The sequence below is a fragment of the Vibrio sp. 99K-1 genome (genome assembly GCF_013114585.1).
Classification (GTDB): domain Bacteria; phylum Pseudomonadota; class Gammaproteobacteria; order Enterobacterales; family Vibrionaceae; genus Vibrio; species Vibrio chagasii_B.
Window position 1 is genome coordinate 36,588 of record NZ_VTXF01000018.1, and the last position, 12,616, is coordinate 49,203.

Genomic DNA, 12,616 nt, shown 5'->3' on the forward strand with positions numbered 1-12,616 from the left:
GCCTGAATGTACCTATGATTCGTAGAGTCATTAATGCGAAAAAAGGGTTGGCAATAAGCCAACCCTTTTTGTTTGGAATCTTCTAGATAATCAGATTATGCGTAAGCACAGCGCAGCTTCATAATTTCACTATTTATTTCTTTCACTGTTTGAAAGTGGCGTTGCTCTGCTCGATCTGGCAGTACTAACTTGCCGTTATCAAACTCAAATTTCCCTACGCCGTAAATGTAGATTCGTCCTTTGAAAAGTCGACTTACATGTTTAGCAATCATACTCGGTGTATAGCGCTTAAACAGTCTCATTCTTAATTATCCTTATATTTACCTAGCCTGCACATTATAGAAAAACTCCGGAAAAATAATTGTGATAAGCATGGAGTAATATGCAGTAGCGTTGACGTTAATTAGATATTTGTGCTGTTCTAAGCACTTTCTACAGTAAATATCTATTTTTACGTGAGCTCCTCCCCAAAATAATACTGAGTAGTGAACTGCCGTGAACTTTCCTGTTCGGTATTAAGCAGTGTTAATGTGACAAGTATAAGAATAGGCGGGATTTTTTTGTTTGTGTAATCAAATTGTAAAATTAAGACAAAAAAAAGCCCGTCTAAAACGGGCGAATAGTCACAGATGCATTACACAAAAGTGGATACTGATGTTACTCAGTGGATTCACTTGTACTGATTTGCCTAGGGGCTAGTCAGTAAATCCACAGTAACGCAGTTTTTTACTTTTGACTACTTATGCTTTAATTTTGATTAAATATTTAACTTTAATCTATTTATCTTATGACGAACTTCACAATAAATATGTATCTAGTGAAAACTGGGATGTGACTTTGCGATCAGTTACTGCTTTGATCTGATCATCGGCTGATCTCTGTAATGATAGGCGCGCATAGGGCTATGAGATCATCGGGATCCAGAGCAATACCTGCCATTCGATCCCCAGAGCTGATGGTCACCGTCGAATTGTTTTGAATCGAAGGATCAAAGATGATCGGCATGTGCCTCTTTAATGCAAGAGGGCCAACACAACCTATCTTAAAACCAGTGATGGACTCTACATCGCTTAGCGGAACACAAGTCATTCGGCGGCAATTTAAAATTGAGCGCACTTTCTTTGGGTCGACCGAGCGATCACCAGCCGTACAGGCTAAGGCGTATTGATTGCCCATGTCTTTGAGTAGAATGCATTTCACCATTTGAGAGGGGGCGATGCCTCGCTCTTGTGCGGTTTCTTCGATGCTGGTGGTTGGCTTGCTTTGCAGCAGCAGGCGATAGTTTACCTGCTGCTGATCGAGCCATTGTGTAATCACTGTTTTCACGTAATTACTCGTCGTCAACACTGTAAGGCAGTGGCAGGATATTCCAGATTTGATCAGGTTGTGCTGTCAAACGCAGTTGAACATCGTCATCCAGGTTATTCGGCAGAACCATTAGACCAATCGCTTGGTTGTCAGCAAATTGATATACGTTGATCAGTCGACCTGCACCACGCCAGTTTTCACCCACGCTACGCTCTAGCTCAATAGGGTTCTCTAGTGTTAGCACTTCCGCAGTCGAACCAGAAACAATGCGCATTTCACGTTTGTTCATGCCACGGTACTTAGCGCGAGCTACTGTTTCTTGCCCCGTGTAACAGCCCTTGGTGAAGCTAATGCCACCAATCGCTTGCAGGTTAAGTGCCTGAGGGATGTGCTCATTTTGTTCTGCATTGGTTAGGTGAGGCTGAGCATCGATAATTTCATGATACTGCCATAGCGCCTCTGAGACTTTCTCCGCAGAACTGCTAGTGACCAAAGCTTCTGCAGCTTGTTCTGTTACAAGCAGAGCCCAGCGGTTTTCTGCGACTTGAACAGCTGTACCGCCTGAAATCGCACGAACTTTACCTTGGCTCTCTGAAATTGAGTCGATGTATTGATCCGCAGCTGCGCCCATCACACCGATAATCACATCGTTGGTTTGCTCAATATCGACTTTAGAGAAGACCGCGTATTTTTTGATTTCTACGAGCTCAACTTCAATCGCAGACTTAGGCTGCATAAGCGCATAACCACCGTTGTGGTGGAATAGGCGGAAGATACTCCATACCTTTCCTTTTGCATCACAGTGGGCGCCTAATGTGGATTCATCATTAGGAAGAGTCACGACGTCGCACGTTACTTGACCTTGTAGGTACGATTTTTTGTCATCGCCTACCATGGTAATTGCACTCCAGTCTGACACATGTGTCATCATCAGTTCTGGAAGCGAATCATTTTGCGTATGAGCGTGCGGCTGAAAGGTGTTTTTCCAATCCATTTTATCTTTCCTAAGAATTTTATTTGGCTCTATGTTAATCCTGTTCTGTTTCTTTGTCAGCCTAGGTTTTTTTGTGAGCTGAGATAGGGACTGTGACCCACATAGTAGTTGCAGAGCGTATGACTTGTTACACTCTAAGAAAGAAAAATTATAGGTGAGGATAGCCAATGTACACTGCAGAGCAGAAAGCACGAATTAAATGGGGTTGCCGTCGCGGCATGTTAGAACTTGATGTAGTCATCATGCCATTTTTCGAAGAGTGTTTTGATTCATTGCAAGAGCAGGAACAGCGCGAGTTTGTTTCTTTACTAGAGTGTGATGATCCAGACTTGTTTACTTGGGTGATGGGCCACGGCCGCAGTGAAAACCTAGGTCATGCATCAATGGTTGATAAAATTGTCGCACACAACCTCAGCAAGGTTCGTTAAGCTCCAGCTTAACCCTTCGCATTTCGCATTATTAACAAAAGGCACTGTTTTCGGGTGCCTTTTGTTTTTCATCGTTGTCTCTTCTATTCCATTGGCTGTCAGCCTTTATTGTCTTTATTTATCCTTCAATCTGTTTCGTGCCAATCATATGCTTATCACCAGCGCTCAAGGGCGTTTTGATTATAAGGGTGATGGTGAGGTGCGGCTTAATGATCAGCTTTACAAGTTAAAGTCCGTCGACCAGATTTGGGCGCAATTCTTTATAAAATTACGATTTGAATGCGGTCACTCGATACTGCTATGGCGAGACAGTTGCCAAGATCAAGAATATCGGCACTTTTTGGCGAACTTACAACGAATGCGTTCGCTCAGCTAAAGTAATCGATTAGCCGTGAGATAAAAGAAAAGGGAGCACTAGGCTCCCTTTCATTTGATTGCTTTTCATTGTTGGCGAATGCGCCAGATTACGATTGACGTTTCTCTGGTGTCAGAATCGTTGGGCCACTGTCTTCAGCAAGCTCTGGGTAATCCAATGTATAGTGCAGGCCGCGACTCTCTTTACGTTGCATTGCACAGCGAACCATTAGCTCAGCGACTTGAAGTAGGTTACGCAGTTCTAGAAGGTTGTTCGACACCTTAAAGTTGCTGTAATACTCGTGAGTCTCTTGCTGCAACATCTGAATACGACGCATTGCGCGCTCAAGACGTTTGTCTGTACGTACGATACCCATGTAATCCCACATGAATAGACGAAGTTCATGCCAGTTGTGCTGGATAATAACTTCTTCATCACTGTTAGTGACTTGGCTTTCATCCCATGCTGGAAGTTCAGCACACAACTGAGACTGTTCAATGTTCTCAACGATGTGTTTTGCTGCTGACCACGCGTAAACCACACATTCTAGTAGTGAGTTTGATGCCATACGGTTCGCACCGTGCAGGCCAGTGTAGCTAACCTCACCAATCGCGTAGAGGTTTTGCAGATCCGTTTGACCATCTTTATTGACCATTACACCACCACAGGTGTAGTGCGCAGCAGGAACAATCGGGATCGGCTCTTTAGTCATATCGATACCCAAGTCCATCAAGCGAGTGTGGATCATTGGGAAGTGCGCGGTGATGAACTCTTCAGGTTTGTGGCTGATGTCGACGTACATGCAGTCTGCACCTAATCGCTTCATTTCGAAGTCGATCGCGCGAGCAACCACATCACGAGGCGCCAATTCACCACGCTCATCGAAGTCCTTCATGAAGCGTGTACCATCCGGGCGACGCAGGTATGCGCCTTCGCCACGTAGCGCTTCCGTTAGTAGGAAGTTGCGCGCTTCTGGGTGGAACAAGCAGGTTGGGTGGAATTGGTTGAACTCTAGGTTTGCTACACGACAACCTGCACGCCAAGCGATAGCAATGCCATCACCAGAAGATACATCTGGGTTAGAGGTGTATTGGTATACTTTTGATGCGCCGCCAGTAGCAAGTACAACAAATTTAGCGCGTACGGTTTCTACGTGTTCTTGGTTACGGTTCCAGATGTAGGCACCGATAACCTTGTCTTTCGAACCACCAATTTTATCTTCAGTGATCAAGTCAAGCGCGTTGTGGCGCTCGAAGATCTCGATGTTCGGGTGATTCTTGACGTTATCTTGCAGTGAAGTTTGCATTGCCATGCCGGTTGCATCGGCAGCGTGCAGGATTCTGCGGTGGCTGTGTCCACCTTCACGAGTTAGGTGGTACTTAGGTTGACCATCAGTGCTGTTCTCATCTTTATCAAATGGAACACCGCCATCAATCAGCCATTGCACACACTCTTTAGCATTCTCAGCAATGAATTGAACTGTATCTTCTTCACATAACCCAGCCCCGGCAATTTGAGTATCTTCAACGTGAGACTCAATACTGTCGGACTCATCGAACACCGCAGCGATACCGCCTTGTGCGTAATACGTCGATCCTTCGCTGCGTGGTCCTTTGCTTAATACAATTACTTTTGCATGTTCTGCTACGCGTAAGGCTAATGACAAGCCTGCCGCACCACTTCCTACCACTAATACATCACACTGATGTTCACGGTTTGCGTTCATAAAACTTATTAAATCCCGGGCTATAGTCGAGTTGTCCACTCTCAATTGACTTTGTCTTGTTTTAGGAGTTGCGGTAAGACTGTTATAATCTCCCCAGAGTCGTCCTAAAACGCTATGCAAAATCAAGATATAGACAGCTATCTAGAAATATTTAATTGCTCAATACCATTGCTTTTGCTCAAGTTTCCCCAAATTGATAGGGATAGCTATTTTTATTACATCACATTGTGAAACAATAATGGCAAATAATTTTAAGAAAGTTGGAACTTTCGGTATTTGGCTTAGTCACAATAGTGCTCTTGTAGACGGTGGTGTCAATACTACATTTCGCATAATTAGTACCCATATCTGTGAAGGTGAGGGTTATAACAATAGGAGTACCCGCTCGAATGAACGAGCAGCTAACCGATCAAGTGTTGATTGAGCGAGTTCAGAGTGGAGATAAGCAAGCATTTAACTTACTAGTGGTTAAGTATCAAAACAAAGTTTGTAATCTTATCTCTCGATACGTGAATAATTCCGGTGATGTACCTGATGTAGCACAAGAAGCTTTTATTAAAGCTTACCGCGCGATACCTAATTTTCGTGGCGAGAGTGCCTTCTATACATGGTTGTACCGAATTGCCGTGAACACCGCTAAGAATCATATCGTTGCCCAGAGCCGTAGGCCTCCCGCAACGGATGTAGATGCAGAAGATGCTGAATATTACGAAACAGGCAGCGCGTTAAAAGAAATATCGAACCCTGAGAACTTAACGCTGTCAAAAGAATTGAAACAAGTTGTTTTTGGTGCGATTGAAGCGCTACCAGAAGACTTAAAAACTGCAATGACGCTGCGTGAGCTTGAAGGTTTGAGCTACGAAGAGATTGCAGAAGTAATGGATTGCCCTGTAGGAACCGTACGTTCGCGTATTTTCCGAGCTCGTGAAGCGGTGGAAAAGAAAATTAAACCTCTTTTACAACGCTAGAACTTGTAATAATTATGGTGAAAATAATGGCTGATAAAGAAAAGCTTTCGGCACTCATGGATGGTGAAACGATCGATAAAGCTCTCATTGTAGACCTAGAATCTGATCAAGAAAGCATGAATACCTGGCAGAGTTACCACTTAATTGGTGACGTTATGCGTGGGGATGCGCCAGAAACTAAAAATTGGAACATTGCTGATAGTGTGGCAGCAGCGCTTGAAGATGAGCCTGCACACAGTGCAATGCCAAACCTGCACCAAGTGAATGTTGAACCTACTGTTGCTCCAATTGAAGAGCAACCAAAGCCTCAGCAAGCGAAGCGTCAGCTTCCTGCGTGGTTACAACAGTTTGGACAAGTTGCTGTGGCAGCGTGTGTTTCATTAGCAGTTGTATTAGGTGTTCAACAATATGGTGGCAGCGACCCAGCGGCACCAGAACAGTTACCTGTACTTCAGACGATTCCATTTGCAGGATCGGCTGAGCCAGTGAGCTTAACGCGTGACTCTGTAGAGAGACCGGCTTCTGAAGCAAACTTGCAAGAGCAGCGCAAACGCGTTCATGCAATGCTAGAAGATTATGAGCTACAGCTAAGATTAAACAGTGATGCGTCGCCTATGGAAGATGCTCATCTAGAATCGGACATTGAATGAAGAAAATCCTGGTCAGTGCACTGACACTGTTCAGCTTGATGTCTCCAACAGCCTTTGCAGAGGAAACAACTGCAAAGGCGTTGTTGCATCAAATGAACGAGGCCAGTCAGCATCTAAATTACGAACTCTCTTACATACTGATCAAGAAGAGCAGTATTGAACCTCTTGTTTATCGCCATGCGGTTAACGACGACCAGCAACTCGCACACCTTGTTTACCTGAGTGGCCCTGTTCGTGAAGTGATTCGTCGCGGTAATGAAGTGAGCTACATCGAACCGGGTACAGAGCCGTTTACGATCCAGTCAGGCAGCATGGTTGCTCCTGTTATTCCGATGATCAATCGAGATATCGAATCCCTGAATCAGTACTACGACTTTGTAAAAGTTGGTCGTTCTCGTGAAGCGGGCAGCACTACTCAAGTGTTACGCGTAGTGCCAAAAGATGGCCTTCGTTACTCTTACGTGGTTTGGGTAGACGAGAAAACCAGTCTTCCTTTACGTGCCGACCTATTAGACCGTGACGGTGAAATACTGGAACAGTACCGAACTATCTCTTATGTCGTGAACGATAAAATCGCTGAAGCTATGGGCGGCTTAAACCAAGCGCAACTGCCGAAGGTTTTATCATTACCTGAAGGTTTGGTGAGTGAGACCGACTGGCAAGCTTCATGGGTGCCAGAAGGGTTTAAGTCAAAAGAATTGAGCCGTTACCAAATGGCTGCGACCGATAAAATGGTCGAGAGTCAGCTTTTCAGCGATGGACTATTTAGCTTTTCGGTATACATCGCCGACAAAGACGAACACTCATTGAAAGGCCAGTTGGTACGTCAAGGACGCAGAACCTTGCACAGCTTAGTGATTGGCGATAGAGAGGTATCTGTCGTGGGTGATATCCCGCCAGCGACAGCTAAGCGTATCGCTCAATCTGTGACTTTCAATAATCAGGTATCAGCGCAATGATGACCGCGCTGGCTACCGTTAGCTCAGTTGAACAAAAAGGTAAGCAATACTTTGTTCAACTGAGCTGCGAACAACAAACCAGTTGCAGCAGCTGCTCTTCACAAAAAAGCTGCGGCACTGGTATTGTCACCAAAGCGGTTGGCAACAAATCCTTGTTTTGGCAATTAAAAACCAAAAGCCTTGTGAAAGCGGGTCAGATTGTAGAAATCGGCTTTCCTGAAAAAAGCCTACTTCAGTCTGCAGCTATTGTTTATCTCATCCCACTTTTCATGTTGATGATTGGTGCTGGCATTGGACAACTCTTGTTACAACCCTTACTTCAAGGGGGCGAGGGGGTTGTTATACTGAGCGCAGCCCTATTTACAGCTGGTGGTATTGCTTTAGCGAAGCGACTCGCTAAACCGATGGAAGACAAATCCAAGCAAGAAGTCGTATTGATTCGAATCCTAGGTGAGCCGCTCGTCTAATTTATGATGCGTCTTGCTGTTAAATTGGGTAGAATCTGCCAACTTGATTGAAATGCCGCCACCGTTAGCTATTTTTAAATAGTTTTGCGGCTTTCTTACCGTCCTAAATTAAAGAGTTTGTCACACCAAATTATGAAGCACATTCGTAACTTTTCGATTATCGCCCACATCGACCATGGTAAGTCGACCCTATCTGACCGTCTAATCCAAGTTTGTGGAGGATTAAGCGATCGTGAAATGGCTGCACAAGTCCTTGATTCGATGGATCTTGAGCGTGAACGTGGCATCACCATCAAATCTCAGAGTGTGACACTAAACTACACCGCAAAAGATGGTGAAACTTACCAACTTAACTTCATCGATACTCCGGGACACGTTGACTTCGCATACGAAGTATCACGTTCTCTTGCGGCTTGTGAAGGCGCACTATTGGTTGTCGATGCTGGTCAAGGTGTAGAAGCTCAGACTCTAGCAAACTGTTACACAGCGATCGAAATGGATCTGGAAGTAGTGCCAATCCTCAACAAGATTGACCTTCCAGCAGCTGATCCAGAGCGCGTATCTGAAGAGATCGAAGAGATCGTAGGTATCGACGCGATGGAAGCAACGCGCTGTTCTGCGAAAACAGGTATCGGTGTTGACGATGTTCTAGAAAACATTGTTTCAGCAATTCCTGCTCCAGAAGGCGATCCTGAAGCGCCGCTGCAAGCGCTGATCATCGATTCTTGGTTCGATAACTACCTTGGTGTTGTTTCTCTTGTTCGTATCAAGAACGGTTCTCTGAAGAAGAACGACAAGATCAAAGTAATGAGCACAGGCCAAGTTTGGGGTGTAGACCGTCTAGGTATCTTCACACCGAAACAGGTAGATACTACTGAACTAAATACTGGTGAAGTAGGTTGGGTTGTTTGTGGTATCAAAGACATCCTAGGTGCACCGGTTGGTGATACGCTAACACTGGCTAAAAACGGCTGTGAAAAAGCGCTACCAGGCTTTAAAAAAGTAAAACCACAGGTATACGCGGGTCTGTTCCCAGTATCATCTGATGATTACGAAAACTTCCGTGATGCGCTAGGTAAACTAAGCTTGAACGATGCTTCTCTATTCTACGAGCCAGAGAACTCAGCAGCACTTGGTTTTGGTTTCCGTTGTGGTTTCTTGGGTATGCTTCACATGGAGATCATCCAAGAACGTCTAGAGCGTGAATACGATCTAGACCTAATTACAACTGCGCCAACCGTAGTATACGAAGTTGAAAAAACAGACGGCACTCAACTGTATGTTGATAGCCCAGCTAAGCTGCCTGCTATCAATGATATCAACGAGATTCGCGAGCCGATTGCACGCTGTAATATCTTAGTACCTTCTGACTACCTAGGTAACGTAATCACACTGTGTGTTGAGAAGCGTGGTGTTCAGGTTGATATGATTTATCACGGCAACCAAGTAGCGGTTGTATACGATATTCCAATGGCTGAGGTAGTACTGGACTTCTTCGATCGTCTGAAATCAACGTCTCGTGGTTACGCATCACTGGATTACAACTTCCAACGCTTTGAAGCATCAAGCATGGTTCGTGTAGACGTACTTCTAAACGGTGACACGGTTGATGCACTTGCGATGATTACACACAAAGATCAATCGCAAACTCGTGGTCGTCAGCTTGTGGAGAAGATGAAAGAGTTCATCCCTCGTCAAATGTTTGATATCGCGATTCAAGCGGCTATCGGTAACCACATCATCGCTCGTTCTACAGTTAAACAACTGCGTAAGAACGTAATCGCGAAATGTTACGGTGGTGACGTGAGTCGTAAGAAGAAGCTTCTGAAGAAACAGAAAGAAGGTAAGAAGCGTATGAAGCAGATCGGTAACGTAGAGCTGCCTCAAGAAGCATTCTTAGCAATTCTTCACGTTGGCAAAGACTAATATCAATCGTACTAACTAACTGCTAAATATTACTGGTTAAAATCGCTTATTTCTTTGTTGCAAAGTTTTGTAATTAGGCCCACTAGTCACTGCACTTTGCGCCTCGAACTAAGCGATTTTTCCTGCGTAATCTTTTAAGCATCTAGTCAGTGTGATTGATAAAAATTAGAAATATTAAGCAGAGTGAAAGAGTTATACTCTTTCACTTTCGTTATTTTTAAAGAAATGAAATTTAAGGGATATCAATGGCTAATACATTTTCGCTTATCTTAGTGATCGTAACTCTAGTGACCGGCATTGTATGGGCATTGGAAAAGTTTGTGTGGGCGAAGAAGCGCCAGCAGAAGCTTGCTGATGTGGAAGCACAAACGAATGGCCTAGACGCTGAAACCAGCGCAAAAGTTACGGCTCAGCCTTGGTGGGTTGAGAACAGTGTGTCCATTTTCCCGGTAATTGCATTTGTTTTGATCTTGCGTTCGTTCATCTACGAACCGTTTCAAATCCCATCTGGCTCGATGATGCCAACGCTTTTGGTTGGTGATTTCATCTTGGTAGAGAAGTACGCGTATGGTTTAAAAGACCCAGTATGGCGCACTCAATTGGTAGAAACAGGCAAGCCAGAACGTGGCGATTCAATCGTATTTAAGTACCCGCCTCAGCCAAACATTGACTACATCAAGCGTGTTGTCGGTTTGCCAGGTGATACTATTCGTTACAGCAGTCGTAAAGAGATCTGTATCCAGGCGAAAGGTACAAGTAGCTGTGAACCAGTGAAACTAAGTAACGTTGAAGAGAGCCAATTTATTCAAGATGGTGTGCCTCTGATTCAGCTGAATGAACAGCTAGGAGACGTAGAGCACCAAATCTTAGTTAACCCACTGCGTCGTGATCGTGTGCAAGCATATCAACCTCGCAACGGTGTTAACGAATGGGTCGTTCCAGAAGGCCAATACTTTGTGATGGGTGATAACCGTGACAACAGTGCTGATAGCCGTTACTGGGGCTTTGTCCCTGAAGCAAACCTTGTTGGTAAGGCTGTTGCTATTTGGATCAGTTTCGAATTCGAACGTGGTTCAGACAGTGTACTTCCAACATGGATTCCTACTGGTGTGCGTTTTAATCGCATCGGTGGGATTCATTAATCGATCAATTAACACATCGAGAGAGCATGAATTCTCCAATTGATAAACTAGAGAGAAAGATTGGCTATCAGTTTAATGATGCCGATCTTATCCACTTGGCGCTGACTCACCGCAGCGCCGCAGGTAAACATAACGAACGTCTTGAGTTTCTGGGCGATTCAATTTTAAGTTTTGTTATCGCTGATGATCTATACCACCGTTTTCCTAAGGTAAACGAAGGTGATATGAGCCGCATGCGCGCAACATTAGTACGTGGTCATACATTGGCAGAACTAGGTCGTGAATTCGAACTAGGAGATTACTTAAAATTAGGTCCAGGTGAGTTGAAGAGTGGCGGTTTCCGTCGTGATTCTATTCTAGCGGATGCTGTTGAAGCGATCATCGGTGCTATCTATTTGGATAGTGATACCGAGACGGTTCGCGGCATTATTTTAAGCTGGTACCAATCTCGCCTAGAAGCTATTCAGCCAGGAGTATCTCAAAAAGACCCGAAAACTCGTCTTCAAGAGTTCTTACAAGGTCGAAGAAATCCTCTACCTGTCTACACAGTGACTAATATTAAAGGTGAAGCACACAACCAAGAGTTTACGGTTGAGTGTGAAGTGGCAGGTGTGGATAAACCTGTTATCGGTAAAGGCACTAGCCGCCGCAAGGCAGAACAAGCGGCTGCTGAAACAGCATTAGAGCAACTAAGCAATGTCTGATAACAACCAAGAATTCGATATCGATGCATTCTTTTCATCTGATAGCAAACAACCTAGCCTACCGGAAAACCAACACTGTGGCTTCATCGCTATTGTAGGTCGCCCAAACGTAGGTAAGTCGACGCTTCTGAACCATATTCTGGGACAGAAGATTTCTATTACATCACGTAAACCACAGACCACACGTCACCGTATTATGGGCGTGGAAACTGAGGGTGATTACCAAGCGATTTTCGTGGATACTCCTGGACTTCATATTGAAGAAAAGCGAGCGATCAACCGCTTGATGAACCGTGCGGCGAACAGCTCACTGAGTGATGTGAACCTAGTATTCTTCCTTGTTGACGGTACTCACTGGACTGAAGACGATGAGATGGTTCTGAACAAGCTGAAGAAGACTGACTTCCCAGTTGTACTTTGCATCAACAAAGTAGATAACGTTCAAGACCGTACTAACGTGATGCAGCACATGATGGAAGTCTCTAAGAAGATGGACTTCATTGATGTTGTGCCAATCTCGGCGAAGCAAGGTAAGAACATTGATGTACTGCGTAAGCACGTACGTGAACACTTACCTAAAGCGACACACCACTTCCCAGAAGAGTACGTGACTGATCGCTCGCAACGCTTTATGGCATCTGAAATTATCCGTGAAAAGCTGATGCGCTTTACGGGTGATGAGCTGCCTTACTCGGTAACGGTTGAGATCGAACGTTTCGACTACAACCCAGATAACGATGGCTTCCACATCAACGCACTGATTCTTGTTGAACGTACAGGTCAGAAGAAAATGGTGATCGGTAAAGCGGGCGAGAAGATCAAAACGATTGGTCGCGAAGCACGTATCGACATGGAAGAGCTATTCGGTCGTAAGGTTTACCTAGAGACTTGGGTTAAGGTTAAATCTGGTTGGGCTGATGATGAACGTGCACTTCGTTCACTAGGCTACATCGACGATCTATAATCTAGTTTGAACTTCACTTTCCTCT

14 protein-coding genes are annotated in these 12,616 nt (G+C 44.7%); 10 read left to right on the forward strand and 4 right to left on the reverse strand.

The window, feature by feature from the left end:
• Positions 1–95 precede the first annotated feature (95 nt).
• From F0228_RS15210 to ygfZ, 3 genes are all read right to left on the reverse strand, one after another.
• Positions 96–302 (reverse strand): DUF1107 domain-containing protein, encoded by a 207-nt coding sequence (locus F0228_RS15210; protein WP_008223967.1) that lies wholly within the window; start codon positions 300–302, stop codon positions 96–98.
• A gap of 562 nt (positions 303–864) precedes the next feature.
• Positions 865–1,326 carry a YbaK/EbsC family protein gene (locus F0228_RS15215; protein WP_105057864.1) on the reverse strand — a complete coding sequence of 154 codons (462 nt, stop codon included), beginning with the start codon at positions 1,324–1,326 and terminating at the stop codon, positions 865–867.
• A 4-nt stretch (positions 1,327–1,330) separates the two neighbouring features.
• The gene (gene ygfZ / locus F0228_RS15220; protein WP_116871634.1) at positions 1,331–2,302 is read right to left on the reverse strand and encodes a tRNA-modifying protein YgfZ; all 972 of its coding nucleotides are present in this window, start codon (positions 2,300–2,302) and stop codon (positions 1,331–1,333) included.
• Positions 2,303–2,469: 167 nt separating this feature from the next.
• On the opposite strand from ygfZ, the gene F0228_RS15225 reads away from it, so the two are divergent.
• Both F0228_RS15225 and F0228_RS26000 read left to right on the forward strand, forming a co-directional pair.
• Positions 2,470–2,730: a succinate dehydrogenase assembly factor 2 gene (locus F0228_RS15225; protein WP_004735374.1), complete on the forward strand. Its 261-nt coding sequence runs from the start codon at positions 2,470–2,472 to the stop codon at positions 2,728–2,730.
• The gene (locus tag F0228_RS26000; RefSeq protein ID WP_315973341.1) at positions 2,678–3,106 is read left to right on the forward strand and encodes a protein YgfX; all 429 of its coding nucleotides are present in this window, start codon (positions 2,678–2,680) and stop codon (positions 3,104–3,106) included. The genes F0228_RS15225 and F0228_RS26000 overlap by 53 nt, the downstream gene beginning before the upstream one ends.
• A gap of 88 nt (positions 3,107–3,194) precedes the next feature.
• Here the strand turns inward: F0228_RS26000 and nadB are convergent, their stop codons facing one another.
• Positions 3,195–4,811: an L-aspartate oxidase gene (nadB, locus tag F0228_RS15230; protein WP_008223964.1), complete on the reverse strand. Its 1,617-nt coding sequence runs from the start codon at positions 4,809–4,811 to the stop codon at positions 3,195–3,197.
• Positions 4,812–5,200: 389 nt separating this feature from the next.
• Between nadB and rpoE the strand changes: the two genes are divergently transcribed.
• The 8 genes from rpoE (at position 5,201) to era (ending at position 12,591) form a co-directional block, all read left to right on the forward strand.
• Positions 5,201–5,779 (forward strand): RNA polymerase sigma factor RpoE, encoded by a 579-nt coding sequence (rpoE, locus tag F0228_RS15235; RefSeq protein ID WP_008223963.1) that lies wholly within the window; start codon positions 5,201–5,203, stop codon positions 5,777–5,779.
• Between the two features lie 26 nt (positions 5,780–5,805).
• The gene (locus F0228_RS15240; protein ID WP_032498782.1) at positions 5,806–6,429 is read left to right on the forward strand and encodes an RseA family anti-sigma factor; all 624 of its coding nucleotides are present in this window, start codon (positions 5,806–5,808) and stop codon (positions 6,427–6,429) included.
• Complete coding sequence (rseB, locus tag F0228_RS15245) at positions 6,426–7,388, forward strand: sigma-E factor regulatory protein RseB (protein ID WP_061032435.1); 963 nt, start codon at positions 6,426–6,428, stop codon at positions 7,386–7,388. The genes F0228_RS15240 and rseB overlap by 4 nt, the downstream gene beginning before the upstream one ends.
• Entirely contained in the window at positions 7,385–7,855 is a 471-nt protein-coding gene (locus F0228_RS15250; RefSeq protein ID WP_061032436.1) for a SoxR reducing system RseC family protein, read from the forward strand. Before rseB ends, F0228_RS15250 begins: the two co-directional genes overlap by 4 nt.
• Before the next feature lie 132 nt (positions 7,856–7,987).
• Positions 7,988–9,781, forward strand: a complete 1,794-nt coding sequence (gene lepA, locus F0228_RS15255; RefSeq protein WP_008223960.1) for a translation elongation factor 4 — start codon at positions 7,988–7,990, stop codon at positions 9,779–9,781.
• 245 nt (positions 9,782–10,026) lie between these two features.
• Positions 10,027–10,923 carry a signal peptidase I gene (gene lepB / locus F0228_RS15260; RefSeq protein ID WP_116871636.1) on the forward strand — a complete coding sequence of 299 codons (897 nt, stop codon included), beginning with the start codon at positions 10,027–10,029 and terminating at the stop codon, positions 10,921–10,923.
• Between the two features lie 26 nt (positions 10,924–10,949).
• Positions 10,950–11,627, forward strand: a complete 678-nt coding sequence (gene rnc / locus F0228_RS15265; protein ID WP_004739034.1) for a ribonuclease III — start codon at positions 10,950–10,952, stop codon at positions 11,625–11,627.
• The gene (gene era, locus F0228_RS15270; RefSeq protein WP_008224485.1) at positions 11,620–12,591 is read left to right on the forward strand and encodes a GTPase Era; all 972 of its coding nucleotides are present in this window, start codon (positions 11,620–11,622) and stop codon (positions 12,589–12,591) included. Before rnc ends, era begins: the two co-directional genes overlap by 8 nt.
• Positions 12,592–12,616 lie beyond the last annotated feature (25 nt).